We start from the raw sequence: 15,983 nt of genomic DNA on the forward strand, positions 1-15,983 counted from the left end.
CTTACTTACTGTGATTGGTATAAATCGCTCATTAAAAGAGTTGTTAACGAGGCGGGTTGTTACCTAAGAAACTCGTATATGAGTGTGAGGTCTGTCCTGTTTGCAGTAAATTACCGACTTTCATCACACTTTATAAGTAAACGATTGCTTGTGATGCAGGGGAAGTTTGAGTGTAATCTCATAATTTTGTTACACTTAACTGTTGATCTATGCGTGACCTATTCGACATAAATATGAAATCATCGTGTTACATCTAGAATGTTAATTTAAGATTAGTCATGTTGAAGTCTTATTGTTCGAACTCCACAAGGAGTCGCAATGGATTATAGAAAGCAGTGGATTCCCCTAAAAAGTTCAAAGGTATGACAATGAAGCAACGCCTTATTCTAAAGACAGCACTAAGTGCTGCAATCCTAGCTACTTTAGCTGGATGTGCCTCTCAATCAGCTCATGATTGGAACCAAGACGAAACTTATAAGCTAACTATCCTGCATACGAACGACAACCATGGTCGTTTTTGGCAGAACAAATACGGCGAATACGGCATGTCTGCGCGTAAAACGCTTGTTGACCAACTTCGTGCAGAAGTTGAAGCAGAAGGCGGTAGCGTGTTGCTTCTATCTGGCGGTGACATCAACACAGGTGTACCAGAGTCAGACCTTCAGGATGCAGAACCTGATTTTAAAGGTATGAATAAAATTGGTTACGATGCAATGGCATTGGGTAACCACGAGTTCGATAACTCACTAGACGTACTGCAAAAACAGATCGACTGGGCTAACTTCCCAATGCTGTCTGCAAACATCTACGACAAAGCGACAGGCGAACGTAAATTCCAAGCTTACGAGATGTTTGAAAAGCAAGGTATCAAGATTGCTGTTATCGGTCTAACGACTGAAGATACTGCGAAAATTGGTAACCCAGAATTTATTGCTGGTATCGATTTCCGCGACCCTAAAGAAGAAGCGAAGAAACTGATCGCTGAACTTAAAGAAACAGAACAACCAGATCTAATCTTCGCTGTGACTCACATGGGTCACTACGAAAATGGTCAGCGTGGTGTTAACGCTCCGGGTGATGTAGCACTAGCGCGTTACCTAAATGAAGGCGATCTAGACATGATCGTTGGTGGTCACTCTCAAGAGCCTGTATGTATGGAAGGCCCTAACGTTGCGAAGCAAAACTTCAAGCCGGGTGATGAATGTAAACCAGACGTTCAAAACGGCACTTACATCGTTCAAGCTCACGAGTGGGGCAAGTACGTAGGCCGTGCTGATTACGAATTCCGTAACGGCGAACTAGAGATGGTGAGCTACGACTTGGTTCCCGTTAACCTTAAGAAGAAAGTTAAGATTGACGGCAAGAAGCAACGTGTTCTGATTCAAGATGAAATCGCACAAGATCCAGAGCTACTTGAATTCTTACGTCCTTTCCAAGAGCAGGGTCAAGCTCAGTTAGAAGTTCAAATCGCTGAGACAAATGGCAAGCTTGAAGGTGACCGTAACGTCGTTCGCTTCCAACAAACTAACCTGGGTCGTTTGATTGCAACTTCTCACATGGAGCGTGCAAAAGCAGACTTCGCTGTGATGAACTCTGGTGGCGTTCGCGATTCAATTGAAGCTGGCGATGTGACGTACAAAGATGTACTAACAGTACAGCCTTTTGCAAACATCCTGACTTACACTGATATGACAGGTAAAGAAGTTCTAGATTACCTAAACGTAGTGGCGACTAAACCTGTTGATTCAGGTGCTTATGCACAGTTTGCAGGTATTTCTATGACGGTTGCTGACGGTGAAGTATCGAATGTCTTCATCGGTGGCAAGCAGCTTCGTTTAGACGAAACTTACCGCTTCACGGTACCAAGCTTTAACGCTGCTGGCGGTGACGGTTACCCTAAATTATCTGATCACCCTGGCTTTGTGAACACAGGTTTTGTTGACGCTGAAGTACTAAAAGAGTACCTAGAAGCAAACAGCCCTGTTGATGTGAACAAGTACGCACCTTCTGGTCAAATGGTTTACAAGTAATTGAACCCAGTTAATTGAATCACTAGGTGCTAAATTAGATTGACTCTAGCACCATGATAAATTTAACTAAAGCGACGCCTCGGCGTCGCTTTTTGTTTATCTATCGTTTGGATTTTGTCATGACCCCTGCAATTAACCTTGCCAAAAAAAAGAAAATTGTTCATACCGTGCATCAGTATCATCATGATGCGAATAACACTAACTATGGGTTAGAAGCTGTTGAAGCACTTGGTCAAGATCCCAAACGTGTATTCAAAACACTGTTGTTCTGCTTGAATGGTGTGGCGAAAGATTTGGCGGTTGCCGTTATTCCCGTCGACCAGAAACTAAATCTAAAGTTTGCAGCAAAAGCGGCGCAAGGTAAGAAAGCAGAGATGGCTGATCCTGATATTGCTCAGAAAACCACGGGTTATGTGGTGGGAGGAATCAGTCCTCTTGGTCAGAAAAAAGCATTGCCTACCTTTGTTCATTTCAGCGCTACCGATTTTGAAACGATATGTGTGAGTGCAGGGAAGAGAGGGTTAGAGATCGAGCTAGATCCGAAAGACTTAGTACTACTTACGCGAGGTCAGTTTGCTGAACTATGCCTGTAGCTTGTGCTTTCCATAACGATAAACGTACATGATCACAAATAAAAACGCCCGCTAGACTAATCTAGCGGGCGTTTCTTTATCGACTGTCCCGTCCTGAAATGTGTTTACACATTGAGGGCGAATTATGACTACTTTTTCAAACCTAAAGTACCACCAACACGTTTAGCTGCTGGTTTGTTCGGTCTGTTTGAATCTTGACTGCGGTTTGTCGGCTTACCACTTCGACGTTCGTTATTGTCGCGATCTGTGCGATTGCGATCCGAACGGCTTTTATCTGAATTAGAGCGCTCTGAACGAGAGTTTGATTTCCAGTTCTCGGTATTGCCACCGCCACTGCTTTCACCATTCGATGAATTACGGCCTCGTTTCGAGTTAGGTGCATGACGGAATTCGTCCGCATTGTTACCGCGGTAAGTGCGAGTACGATTTTCGTTTTGATTGCGGCGCGCTGTGGAAGTTTGGTTTTCTTCACGGCTATCGAAAAGTTTTGCGTCTGTCGCTTTACGAATACGCTGGCCTTTCGCGTTCATTTTTGACGCATCTTCAGTACTTACAGAGCCTTCACACATCGCTAAAATTTCAGTGATCTCTTCGTCGCTCAGGTAGCGCCATTTTCCGTTAGGAATACCGTCTAGTGAGATGTTCATAATGCGAACGCGGCGCAGTTTAAATACCTCGTAACCCAATGCTTCACACATACGGCGAATTTGGCGGTTAAGGCCTTGCGTTAGTGTGATTCTGAACGAGAACTTGGTCTCTTTCTCTACCTTACATGGCAAGGTAACCGTATCGAGAATATGAACGCCAGCGCCCATTTGCTTCAAAAACTCAGTCGTAATTGGCTTGTCTACACGCACCACATATTCTTTTTCGTGGTTGTTACCCGCACGTAGAATTTTGTTTACGATATCGCCATCGTTAGTCAAGAAGATAAGACCATCAGAAGGCTTATCTAGACGACCAATAGGGAAAATACGTTTGTGGTGGCCGATAAAGTCGACGATGTTGCCTGGAATATCACGCTCAGTAGTACAGGTGATACCTGTTGGTTTATTAAGAGCAATGTAGATCGGCTTTTCTCTTGAACGAACAGGTTTATTGTCGATCTCAACATCATCACCAGGTAAGACTTTAGTCCCCATTTCAGGGATCTTACCGTTAATAGTAACTCGGCCAGCATCAATGAGTTTGTCGGCTTCGCGGCGTGAGCAAAAACCAGTTTCACTGATGTATTTATTAAGGCGTTTAGCTTGGGATTCTTGTGACATGATATTCTCTTAGCGTTTCACAACGGAAATATAGATAAACAAAAAGCAACCTCTGAATAGTTGCTTTGAGTTGGGATTCGTTAACTGAGGCAATTTTAGCACTTGGTGTGAGTCTAGGCACGAAATATCGCTCTTGATGCAAGACCGCTATTAGCTTACTTATCTATCTCAACTTATCAACTGCTGCGCTTTTGATGGCGCTCTCTGTTCTCTAGCTTTTTGTCATTACTCTTTCTGAGCATGACATAGACCGCGCCAGTACCACCATGAAATTGCTGAGCAGAATGTACACATTGAACATCGTTAATTTGTGTTAGCCAATTTGCCACGTAGCTTTTCATCATTGCTGGTGGATTCGAACGCTCACCTTTACCGTGGACAATGATAACGGTGCGAACATCCATTCTTAAACACTGGCGTAAAAATGAGAGTACTTCGTTACGAGCGTCTTTCAGTGTTTTCCTATGAAGGTCGAGTTTGGCTTGAATAGGGTATTTGCCTAAGCGCAGCTTTTTGTATACGCCTTCTTGTACACCATCTTTCTTGTAAGCAATGACATCGTCTGGCTTGATCATTGGAGAGTAGTCTAATGATAAGTAGTCTTTCTCGTCATCAGACAGCCACATGGCGGCTTCACGCTTAGCAAGGTGAGATTCTGTGACTCGGTGTACTTTCTGGTGTTCGGCGGTGTCATGGTCGATACGTTTAACATCGCCCATCATTTCTTGGAATAGATCTAAGTCGTCATCATGAGACATAGTGTGTATCTCAAGTTGGGTAAGGATAAGGTAAGTATACCTAAGTTGAGGCCGGGTTTAAAAATGAAAAAACCGGAGAAGACAATAAGTCGGCTCCGGTGCAAAGCGTTTTTACATCTACCTAAAGAAAATGATACTTAAAAGTAGATGATTTAGGCTGAGCGATTCTAGTGAGGAGATTTTTCAGTCATAACTTTGTAGATGAAGAAGCCTCCATAGAACATCATGAGACCCAGAGCCCCGAATATTACTATCATTGAAGATAGCCCCACCGCATTACCAAATAGGAGTTCTAGCCAAAAGTCCATGTGTATACCTCAAAGTTATATGACATGAGTTAGTGTATTAACTGGTGTTATCAATTCACTGATCTGGATCAATCCTGTTTCATAAGTTAAATACTTGTTGGTAACTGTGTGTTTTTCGTCACATAGGCTTTTGGGTTGTACGTCTTTTGTTCGAACGATTCGATATTGTAAAAAAGAGTGAAAAAAGCCCTTGCGGATAAATTCAGAATCCGTATTATACGCTTCATCGACAGGCAATTAGCCAGTTAGATATCTCGGTGAATAGCGCAGCTTGGTAGCGCATCTGGTTTGGGACCAGAGGGTCGGGGGTTCGAATCCCTCTTCACCGACCACATTAAGAAAGCCTGCTCAATGAGCAGGCTTTCGTCGTTTTAGAACATAGGAAATAGGATCAGAACCAAAGTGGGGTTCGCCTGATATTCCAAATAAGCTCTTCACCGTCACATTAAAGAAAGCCGTAGTACTCTTTGTAATAGAAGGTGCTACGGCTTTTTTGTATTTTGGAATAATTAAAGCGTTTATATGGTTTAGGCCATGAGGGGACGCCAGTACCATCCTCATAGCGAGAAGACAACGACGCTGAACCTGGCTAGCTTTTCGCATTAACTTCAAATTGACACTGAGCTTGTTGGCTTTGTGATTGTTGAGTGACATTGAAACCTTTCTCTTCTAACAACTGCAATAAGTTACCTTCTCCTATTAGGTGCAAGGCGCCAACTACAATCAAGTAGCTCCCTTTCGAGTCAAGTTTCCAATCATTGGCAGATAGCTTGTTTGCCCAGTCGATATTGCGATCGGTTAAAAATGCTTTCTCTAGTTCAGGCGACATCTCAGACAGCTCTGCGAAGTCTTCCAGTTTCGCTAAATCACCCGCTTTCCAGCTTTCGATTAAGCAATGAACCACACGATCAGTTTGGTCAAATTCCTCAAGGCTACTGATTAACCACTCCTTACCGTCGTCCTTTTGTTTGGTCATCAGGTCTATTTGGAATTGTAGTGGTTCTAAACTGATAACCGGAACATCTTGGATAGTAGCTTTGTAAGCTAGCGTCGCATCAACGCCGCCGGCGGAGCCATAACCAAGGTTTTTTAGCTGCTGCATCTGTATAGCGAGAGAAGTCGCCCAAGGCGGTGAGCTAAGTAGCTGCTGAGTAGGCATATCCAATGATTTTGAGATGCTACTTAATAATTGTTTTTGTTCTTCGTTTAATACATCAGCTGTAGTCACTTTGCTAGCAGGATAAACAACACCCTCTGTCTTCCTTATATCTGTCTCAATAACTAATCCGTCACCGTTTTTTAGCGTGTCGATGATTGCCGAAGGAAGTGGGTACATACTCTCACCCCCAACGTGCACAGAACCTAAGATAGTAAGCGTCAGATCATCCTTTTTGGCTTGCCAATAAAGAGGTTCGGCCGCAGCTTGTTTGGCTGAAAATGCGAGAACGAATAAAGTTACGTACCAAAATGTGCGCAAGGAAAGCTCCTATTAAAAGATATGAACTCGTTAAAATTGATTTTGACGGCGTTTTTTAACGGTTTTTTTTGAGAACGATGTCACGTTGTTTGTACGAAAAGTATAACAACACGAACAAACTCTTAAACCTTTCTCTCTATCAACAACACGATTTTATGAAATCCGTTAAAAAGATTGTGATTCATTTCTCAATTTTTACGTCAAAATAAAAATGACGGAAGTGCCGTGGATTGTAACTTTATGATTTTAATATAATTAATTTTATCAGTGTTTTTGAGATTTGAAGCTGATCACTTTATTAACCTGATTTAATTCACGGCAAAAAATAAGCCCATATAGTTTATTTAACTTTCGAAGCGCTCCACTTTGCTTCTGACTCAATTTTAAATTTATGGGTGAATACGATGTTGAAGAGAAACTTACTATCTGTAGCGGTACTGGCTGGTTTGACGGGTTGTGCTGTAACGCAAGCACCTGAGCAACAGGTGGTTAATGCACTGGCTGATAACCTTGATGTGCAATATGAAATTCTAACCAATCACGGTGCGAATGAAGGCATGGCTTGTCAGGACTTAGGTGCTGAGTGGGCGTCATGTAATAAAGTGAACATGACTCTGACCAATGACGGTGAAGCGATTGATTCGAAAGATTGGACTATCTACTTCCATAGTATTCGCCTTATTTTAGATGTTGATAACGAACAATTTAAAATCACTCGTGTAACGGGTGACCTACACAAACTAGAACCAACAGATAAGTTCGATGGTTTTGCCGCCGGTGAAGAAGTGATTCTTCCGTTAACGAGTGAGTACTGGCAACTGTTTGAAACTGACTTTATGCCGGGTGCATTCGTAACTGCGCCAAATGCAGAACCTAAGATGATTGCTTCATTGAATACTGAAGATGTCGCGTCGTTCGTAACCGGTTTGGAAGGAAACAACCTTAAGCGTACACCTGATGACAACAATGTCATGGCGACTGCTGTTACGCGTTTCGAAAAGAATGCGGATCTAGCAACGCAAGACGTTTCAACAACGCTTTTGCCAACCCCAATGTCGGTAGAAGCGGGTGAAGGTTCAGTGAGCATTGCTGGTGGTATTGCATTACCGAAAGAGGCATTCGATGCTGAGCAGTTCGCTGCAATTGAAGAACGTGCAGATGTGGTAAACGTAGATATGAGTGGCGACCTACCTGTTAGTGTTGCCGTTGTTCCTACTCAGTTTACGGGTGATTTAGCAAAATCTGGCGCTTATGAACTAAGCATCTCGGAAGAGGGGATTGCGATTAAAGCATTTGATAAAACAGGTGCTTTCTACGCAGTTCAGTCTATTTTTGGCCTAACAGACAGTCAGAACGCTGAATCACTACCACAACTGTCGATCAAAGATGCACCACGCTTTGATTACCGTGGTGTGATGGTGGATGTTGCTCGAAACTTCCACTCAAAAGATGCCATCCTAGCGACGCTAGATCAAATGGCTGCATACAAGATGAATAAACTTCACCTTCACTTAACTGATGATGAAGGTTGGCGTTTAGAAATCCCAGGTTTACCAGAGCTAACGGATGTAGGGTCTAATCGTTGTTTTGATTTGGAAGAGCAAAGCTGCTTACTGCCTCAGCTAGGTTCCGGTACAACAACAGACAACTTTGGCTCTGGTTTTTTTAGTAAAGCGGATTACGTCGAGATCTTAAGCTACGCAAAAGCGCGCAGCATCGAAGTAATTCCAGAAATTGATATGCCAGCACACGCTCGCTCTGCTGTGGTATCAATGGAAGCGCGTTACACTCGCCTAATGGCGGAAGGCAAAGAAGCTGAAGCAAGTGAATATCGCTTGATGGATCCACAAGATACTTCAAACGTGACGACGATTCAGTTCTACGATAAGCACAGCTTCATCAACCCATGTATGGAATCATCGACTCGCTTTGTTGATAAAGTGATTACTGAAATTGCAGCAATGCACAATGAAGCGGGTATGCCGCTAACGACTTGGCACTTTGGTGGTGATGAAGCGAAAAACATCAAGCTAGGCGCAGGCTTTCAAGATGTTGATGCTCAAGACAAAGTGGCATGGAAAGGTAACATTGAGCTAGACAAGCAAGACAAACCATTCCAACAGTCTCCACAATGTCAGTCTTTGATTGCTGATGGTTCGGTGAGTGATTTTGGTCACCTGCCTGGCTACTTTGCAAAAGAAGTATCAAAAATTGTTGCAGACAAAGGCATTCCTCACTTCCAAGCTTGGCAAGATGGCTTGAAGTATGTGGAAGAGGGTGAATCTGGCTTCGCTACTGAAACGACTCGCGTTAACTTCTGGGACGTTCTTTACTGGGGCGGCACTTCATCAGTGTACGATTGGTCAGCGAAAGGTTATGACGTGATTGTCTCTAACCCAGATTACGTATACATGGATATGCCATACGAAGTAGACGCAGCAGAGCGCGGTTACTACTGGGCAACGCGTGCAACGGATACTCGTAAGATGTTCGGTTTCGCACCAGAAAACATGCCACAAAATGCGGAAACCTCATTAGACCGTGACGGCAATGGCTTCACTGGTAAAGGCGAGATTGAAGCAAAACCTTTCTACGGTTTGTCTGCACAGCTTTGGTCTGAAACAGTACGTACCGACGAGCAGTATGAATACATGGTGTTCCCTCGCGTACTTGCAGCAGCAGAGCGCGCATGGCACAGAGCGGATTGGGAAAACGACTACAAAGTGGGCGTTGAGTACTCTCAAGATACCGACCTAGTAAATAAGCAGTCTTTAAACAACGACTTTAATCGCTTCGCGAATATTGTTGGTCAACGTGAACTGGCTAAGCTTGAGAAAGCGGGTATTGATTACCGACTACCAGTTCCGGGGGCAAAAGTTGTTGATGGCAAGCTAGCGATGAACGTTCAATTCCCTGGCGTAGAGCTTCAATACTCAGCGGATGGTGAAAACTGGCTAACGTATGATGAGCAGCAACGTCCATCGGTTTCTGGCGAAACTTACATCCGCTCTATCTCTGAAAGTGGCGAGAAAGTAAGTCGAGTGACTTCGGTGAAATAATCGATAAGCAACATTAATAGATGAGCTCCCTAACTATTATCTTACTCAGATAAAAGTGGGAGCTTTTTTTTCGTCCAAACTAAGTTCGGTACATTCCTTAAACTGAAACATATAGAAATAGCCTTTGTTTATAACGTCAACAATGCACATAAGGTGAGCTTCATCGCAAAAGTGACGCACTTCTCATTCTTCTCTTCAAAAAATAAGTCCGCCATAAAAAACTATAAATCAGGTGTGATTGAAACAACTGAATCTAATTTTATGCCGTGAAATAACGTGATCTTGATCCGTTTTGATTATTGGGTTTCTTTTTTTATCTATTTTTATGATTTTAAGTTGTTGATTTATTTAAGTTAAATAACTTTCCTTTTTTTGATGGTGAGAGAGATCACTCTGTTTGTCCTTTTATTTTTAAACGTAAATTAAATCGAGCAAGATAGATTTCATGCCAGGGAGGCTACCAATTACTCAAGCGGCGAAGGTGAATGATATACCGAAGATATGTCGCTGAAAAATTTAAACTAAGGCTGTTTACTATGAAAAAAATTATCGCTCTAAGTGCACTTTCTCTTGCTTTCGCTTCTAGTGCTTTCGCTGGTTCTTCTTACGTTACAGGTAATATCCAATTTCACGACGATGGCCGCATCCACGGTTCTGATATGACTTCGACTCTAGAAGCTGGCCACACGTTTGACAACTCTCTAGGCGGTTTAACTGTTTACACTGAGTTTGATGGCATCCAACTTGGCGACCTTGAAGGTCTAACTGCTGCTGAAACTGGTGGCGACGCAACAACTGGTCAAGCAAATGCATTCATCACTGTTGGTGGTGAGCAAGCTTTCAATATCACTGACAACCTATGGGTTGCAGCGGGTTACCAACATGTCTTCTCTGCTGGCGAGAGCATTCAGTTCCGTCCACTGGTTAAAATTGGTTACAACTTCGACAACGGTATCTCTATTAGTAACCGTACTCGTGCACACATCGATGACACTTCTGCAGATGCTGACACTGATTACCGCATGGATAACCGCATTGCTTACTCTGTAAACGAAGACCTAGCGCTTAGCTACAACAACGTATACATGATTGATGCTGAAGCTATGGATCACGAGCTTCGTGCAACATGGACTCGTCAAGGTGTTCAACCTTACTTCGAATTCCGTAGCCAAGCTAACGGAGTTGATTTCGCGAACGGCGCGTCTAAAACAAACAACGCATTCGTATTCGGTGCATCTTACGGCTTCTAAGCTGATTCACTTGGCTGCTTAATCGATTAGATTATTAGCCAAGTGAGTTTCTTCGCTAATTAGCTTTTTTGTTAAATAGAGTTTTTGCTAACTAGCGACGAAAACATAGTGGTACTAACAGCCCGGTTGGTGCCGCGACAAGATTTGCTTTACTGTCCAAAAGCAAAGAGCCTAGTAAGTAAACCACAGTCTTGGGTTTGCTTAATGCTAGGCTCTATTTTTATGACTTATTTTAATTGCTTGGCGTTGGTCTAGTTAAGCTTTATTTTCCGTTGTAATGACGGTACTCAAACACCTGACCTTTCTCGTTAAATGCATACACAGAATACTCGTCTTTCTTATCGCCATACTCCATGCCCGGAGAGCCCATTGGCATGCCTGGAACCGCCAAGCCAATCGCGTTGCGTGGTGGGTTCTCTAAAAAGGCTTTCACGTCCTCTGCAGGAATGTGCCCTTCAAATACGTAACCGTCGATCTCTGCCGTATGGCAAGAAGCCAGTTCTGGCGTTACTCCTAACTTCTGCTTGATCGGGTTCATGTCATCATGGAGTTTCTCTGTGACATCGAAACCTGCGTCTTGCATGTGTTCTGTCCATTCTGTGCAGCAGCCACAATATGGAGACTTATGGTTTAGTACATTAGTAGCGAGAGCTTGTCCTGAAATTGCAGCGAGTGCAGTAAGAGTCATAACTTTACGAATCATGGTGAACCTCATGAATATGGTTTTTGTTGATATTAGAATGAGTGGGTTTGAACAATCTTAATCTGTTGGCATTGCTGACTACGGTGATTGATGACATCGCCATCGCAGCGCCTGCAACGACAGGGCTAAGTAAAAATCCGAAGAATGGATAGAGCACACCAGCCGCAATTGGAATACCTAACGAGTTATAGATGAAGGCACCAAACAGGTTTTGCTTCATATTTCTCACGGTCGCCTGGGATAGCTCTATCGCATTACTCACAGACAGTGGCGACGAGTTGAGCAGCGTCATTTGCGCACTTTCAATCGCCACATCACTACCACTGCCCATTGCGATTCCTATATCCGCTTGAGCAAGAGCGGGTGCATCGTTAATACCGTCTCCTACCATGGCAACGCTCTTATATTGTTGTTGAAGCTGAACAATATGCTGAGCTTTCTGCTCTGGAAGCACTTCCGAGATAACCTCGTCGATACCGACGTTTTTACCTATTGCTTGAGCCACAGAGTCGTTGTCGCCCGTTAATAGTACGGTGTGAATTCCGGCGGATTTTAGTTGAGCAATGGCTTGTTTGCTATCTATTTTTAACGAGTCTGAAATGCCAAATATGCCTTCCAGTTTTTGATCGATTACAACGAAGATGGGTGTCCATGCTTGTGTACGACAAAGCTCGATGAAATCCGCGCCAATGTCTGTATTGACACCTAATTGGGTTAGGAACTTAAGTGAGCCAACTTGCACGTTCTTGCCGTTAATTATTGCCTGTACCCCAAGCCCTCGTTGGTTTTCAAATTCGCTGTGGGGTAGTGCTGAAACTTGTAAGCTCTCAGCATATTGGCAAACGGCTTTCGCTAATGGGTGTTCTGACCCTACCTCTACCGAATAGGCGTAAGCCAGCAGTTCTTGTTCTGATAAGTCGCCATAAAAGGCCTGCTGAACGGTTGGCTTACCTTGGGTTAGGGTGCCTGTTTTATCAAATACGACAGCATCGATTTTGCTTGCAGATTGCAACACATCGGCATCCTTGATCAGAACACCAAACTCAGCGGCTTTGCCCACGCCGACAGTAATAGAGAGCGGTGTCGCTAAGCCCAGGGCACATGGACAGGCGATGATCAGTACAGTGGTTGATACCACGAGCATGTAACTTGCACTCGGTTGTGGTCCAACAAAAAACCAAACTAGGGCGGCAATGGCTGCGATCGCGACCACAACAGGTACGAAAATGGCAGAGATAGAGTCGGCAAGCTTAGCAATCGCAGGCTTGCTGCTTTGTGCTTGGCGAACCATCTGAATGATTCGAGCCAGCATGGTGCTTGAACCAATTCCTGTCGCTTCAATAACTAAGCTACCATCACCATTGATGGTACCAGCAGAAACGCCATCATTAATTGATTTAACGTTGGGAAGTGGTTCGCCAGTCAGCATCGATTCATCGATATAAGATTCGCCAGATACCACGACACCATCGACAGGGACTTTTTCTCCCGGTTTCACTCGAACTTGCATACCGACTTGAATGGCTTCTACAGCGATGGTTTGCTCTTTACCATCGACGATAACCACAGCCTTCTGAGGTTGTAAATTAATCAGTGCCTGCAAAGATTTGGTGGTGCGTGCCTTGGCTTTAGCTTCAATGTAGTGACCCAAAGAAATAAGGCCAACAATCATTGCACTCGCTTCAAAATAGACATGGCGTGATGGTTCTGGGAACCATGATGGAATCAGCACAACCAGCATTGAATAGAACCATGCCGCGCCCGTACCTAGAGCGACCAAGGTATCCATGGTTGCACGCTTGTGCATCAGTGATTGCCAAGCGTTAGTAAAGAAGCTGCGTCCTGAGGTCGCAAGCAGTATCAAACAGACGACTCCGACCAACCCCCAAGCCAATTGGTCATTAAATGTAGCAATGGTCATGCTGCCACCGAACAGACCCCACGCCATCAGCGGAGCTCCGATAACCAGCGCACTTACTGAATTCTTTAGGAAAGCTTTTTGGGTACGAAGTTGTTGCTCTTGCTGTTTTTGTTGTTGAGTTGCCGCGTCATCAACGAACTCGGCACCGTAACCTGCGTTTTTCACCGATTCTATTAGCGCGCTCTCGATGACGTCACGTGTTTCAGATGTGAAGACCAAGGCTGTCTGTTCAGCGAGGTTGATCTGAGCTTGGTCGACGAACTCATTCTTTTTCAGCGCTTTCTCTACCGAAGAAACACAACTCGCACACGTCATTCCCTCAAGAACAAGGTGATAGGTATATTGGCTAGCAGCAGGTTTATCTTGTGTCGGTTCCACTGACGCTGTTTTTTTATCGTCTTCTGATTCTTTATTAGATAAAGGCTCATTAATTTCAGAGTAAGGAGTCGCGTGATAACCCACACTTTCGATTAGCTCAATAAGCTCGGGTTCTGAAAGCAGAGTCACCACCGACAATTCATGTTTGCTGATTTCTAGGTCTGAGGTTTGCTCGGTGTGTTCAAGTACTTGGGTCAGTTTATTCACGCACTTACCGCAGCTAAGGCCGGATAGCGAAAGGTGCAGTATATTACCCATGGAATAACCGAGGGTCATTAACTGTTCACTGAGTTGAACGTAACTAAATGGAGTCGAAATATCGATGTACGTCGGCGATATGTTGTTGATCGTCGTATTATCGAGAACGTCAAACAATGTGCGGACTTTCTTTGCACAACCCATGCAATTTAAGCCGTTGAGCGCAGTTGTGTAATGGTTCATATCGATACTCCAATTCTCATCTACGCCTAACATAAACCTTCCCGTAAGGGTAAGGTCAAACATAAATTCAAGAATTTGATCTTAGTGGTGCATTAGCTGGTGGATTCAATTTGGGAATGAGAGAGGGGAATAAAGAATGTGCGACTATAATCTACAGGCTAATACCATCGATTTGCTACTTTGAAGACGTAATTAGTCTTTCAATAACAGCTTTCGTACAACAACAGTGCATTAATCATTCACTACTGATTGTAGATTTAAGCGGTGGTGATAAAATAGCGCCCAAAATTTAGTGATATTTTTCTGTTGCAGGCTTTGTAATGGCAATCACTAAAAGAATCACCTACATAATCAAGGTATTTAAATGACGGTTAAAACTCGTTTTGCTCCTAGCCCAACTGGCTATCTTCACGTTGGTGGTGCACGTACTGCACTTTACTCTTGGCTATTCGCTAAGAACCAAGGTGGTGAATTCGTTCTACGTATCGAAGACACGGACCTTGAGCGTAACTCTCAAGAAGCGGTTGATGCAATTCTAGAAGGCATGCAATGGATGGGTATGGAATGGGATGAAGGTCCTTACTACCAATCTAAGCGTTTTGACCGTTACAACGAAATGGTTGATAAGCTACTTGCTGAAGACAAAGCTTTCAAATGCTATGCGTCTAAAGAGCTGCTTGACGAAATTCGTGCAGAGCAAGAAGAAAACAAAGAAATGGCTCGTTACGATGCGAACCACCCTAAAATTGTTGCAGCAAACGAAGCAGCAAAAGAAGGTGATGCATGCGTTATCCGTTTCCGTAACCCTAAAGAAGGTAGTGTAGTCTTTGATGACCAAATCCGTGGTCGCATCGAAATCTCTAACAGCCAACTTGATGACCTAATCATTCGTCGTACCGACGGTGCACCAACATACAACTTCGTAGTTGTAGTGGATGACTGGGATATGGGTATTACACACGTTGTTCGCGGTGAAGACCACATCAACAACACACCTCGTCAAATCAACATCTATGAAGCACTAGGCGCGCCAGTTCCAACTTTCGCTCACTGTGCAATGATTCTTGGTGATGACGGTGCGAAACTTTCTAAGCGTCACGGTGCTGTATCAGTAATGCAGTACCGCGATGAAGGTTACCTACCAAATGCACTAAACAACTACCTAGTTCGTTTAGGTTGGTCTCACGGTGACCAAGAGATCTTCTCTCAAGAAGAGATGATTGAATTCTTCAGCCTGAACGCAATCAGCAAGTCTGCATCTGCATTCAACACTGAAAAACTACTTTGGTTGAACAACCATTACATCAAGACTTCTGAGCCTGAGTATGTTGCAAAATACCTGCAATGGCACCTAGATGCACAAAAGATCGATACAACAAACGGCCCAGCTATCACTGAAGTGATCAAGCTAGTTGGCGAGCGTTGTAACACGCTTATCGAACTTGCTGAGCAATCTCGCTACTTCTACGAAGATTTCTCTGAGTTTGAAGCTGGCGCAGCGAAGAAGCACCTACGTGGTGTTGCTAAAGGCCCGCTAGAGCTTGCTCTTGCTAAGGTTGAAGCACTTGAAGAGTTCACTACAGCAAACATCAAAGATGGTGTGATTGCAGCAGTATGTGAAGAGCTAGAGATCGGCATGGGTAAAATCGGTATGCCACTTCGCGTAGCAGTAACAGGTGGCGGTCAGTCTCCTTCTGTTGATGCTGTGATGGAGCTTGTTGGTAAAGAGCGCGTAATCGCTCGCATCAAGATGGCTCTTGAGTTCATCGCAGAGCGTGAAGCTAACGCTTAATTGAG

General features: G+C 43.9%; 11 protein-coding genes and 1 tRNA gene. 6 read left to right on the plus strand and 6 right to left on the minus strand.

Annotated features, from left to right (window positions below):
• Positions 1–368: 368 nt before the first annotated feature.
• Entirely contained in the window at positions 369–2,030 is a 1,662-nt protein-coding gene (ushA, locus tag K08M4_RS03835) for a bifunctional UDP-sugar hydrolase/5'-nucleotidase UshA (protein ID WP_086048904.1), read from the plus strand.
• Positions 2,031–2,149: 119 nt separating this feature from the next.
• Complete coding sequence (gene ybaK, locus K08M4_RS03840) at positions 2,150–2,623, plus strand: Cys-tRNA(Pro) deacylase (RefSeq protein ID WP_086048905.1); 474 nt, start codon at positions 2,150–2,152, stop codon at positions 2,621–2,623.
• Positions 2,624–2,751: 128 nt separating this feature from the next.
• Here the strand turns inward: ybaK and rluF are convergent, their stop codons facing one another.
• From rluF to K08M4_RS03855, 3 genes are all read right to left on the minus strand, one after another.
• Positions 2,752–3,891: a 23S rRNA pseudouridine(2604) synthase RluF gene (gene rluF, locus K08M4_RS03845; protein WP_086048906.1), complete on the minus strand. Its 1,140-nt coding sequence runs from the start codon at positions 3,889–3,891 to the stop codon at positions 2,752–2,754.
• A 176-nt stretch (positions 3,892–4,067) separates the two neighbouring features.
• A complete protein-coding gene (smrA, locus tag K08M4_RS03850; protein ID WP_009848720.1) occupies positions 4,068–4,649 on the minus strand; it encodes a DNA endonuclease SmrA in 582 nt (193 codons plus the stop codon).
• Between the two features lie 167 nt (positions 4,650–4,816).
• Positions 4,817–4,957: a DUF3149 domain-containing protein gene (locus K08M4_RS03855; RefSeq protein ID WP_004736246.1), complete on the minus strand. Its 141-nt coding sequence runs from the start codon at positions 4,955–4,957 to the stop codon at positions 4,817–4,819.
• A gap of 255 nt (positions 4,958–5,212) precedes the next feature.
• On the opposite strand from K08M4_RS03855, the gene K08M4_RS03860 reads away from it, so the two are divergent.
• Positions 5,213–5,289 (plus strand) — tRNA-Pro (locus tag K08M4_RS03860).
• Between the two features lie 257 nt (positions 5,290–5,546).
• Here the strand turns inward: K08M4_RS03860 and K08M4_RS03865 are convergent.
• Positions 5,547–6,434 carry a TraB/GumN family protein gene (locus K08M4_RS03865; RefSeq protein WP_086048907.1) on the minus strand — a complete coding sequence of 296 codons (888 nt, stop codon included), beginning with the start codon at positions 6,432–6,434 and terminating at the stop codon, positions 5,547–5,549.
• A 404-nt stretch (positions 6,435–6,838) separates the two neighbouring features.
• On the opposite strand from K08M4_RS03865, the gene K08M4_RS03870 reads away from it, so the two are divergent.
• Together K08M4_RS03870 and K08M4_RS03875 are read left to right on the plus strand one after the other, a co-directional pair.
• The gene (locus tag K08M4_RS03870) at positions 6,839–9,493 is read left to right on the plus strand and encodes a beta-N-acetylhexosaminidase (protein WP_086048908.1); all 2,655 of its coding nucleotides are present in this window, start codon (positions 6,839–6,841) and stop codon (positions 9,491–9,493) included.
• Positions 9,494–10,029: 536 nt separating this feature from the next.
• The gene (locus K08M4_RS03875) at positions 10,030–10,743 is read left to right on the plus strand and encodes an oligogalacturonate-specific porin KdgM family protein (RefSeq protein ID WP_009848608.1); all 714 of its coding nucleotides are present in this window, start codon (positions 10,030–10,032) and stop codon (positions 10,741–10,743) included.
• Between the two features lie 262 nt (positions 10,744–11,005).
• Here the strand turns inward: K08M4_RS03875 and K08M4_RS03880 are convergent, their stop codons facing one another.
• Entirely contained in the window at positions 11,006–11,446 is a 441-nt protein-coding gene (locus K08M4_RS03880; protein ID WP_029223113.1) for a DUF411 domain-containing protein, read from the minus strand.
• Positions 11,436–14,219 carry a copper-translocating P-type ATPase gene (locus K08M4_RS03885; RefSeq protein ID WP_086048909.1) on the minus strand — a complete coding sequence of 928 codons (2,784 nt, stop codon included), beginning with the start codon at positions 14,217–14,219 and terminating at the stop codon, positions 11,436–11,438. The genes K08M4_RS03880 and K08M4_RS03885 overlap by 11 nt, the downstream gene beginning before the upstream one ends.
• A gap of 331 nt (positions 14,220–14,550) precedes the next feature.
• Between K08M4_RS03885 and gltX the strand changes: the two genes are divergently transcribed.
• Entirely contained in the window at positions 14,551–15,978 is a 1,428-nt protein-coding gene (gene gltX, locus K08M4_RS03890) for a glutamate--tRNA ligase (protein WP_086048910.1), read from the plus strand.
• The last annotated feature ends 5 nt before the right edge of the window (positions 15,979–15,983 follow it).

The sequence above is a fragment of the Vibrio syngnathi genome (assembly GCF_002119525.1).
Taxonomy (GTDB): domain Bacteria; phylum Pseudomonadota; class Gammaproteobacteria; order Enterobacterales; family Vibrionaceae; genus Vibrio; species Vibrio syngnathi.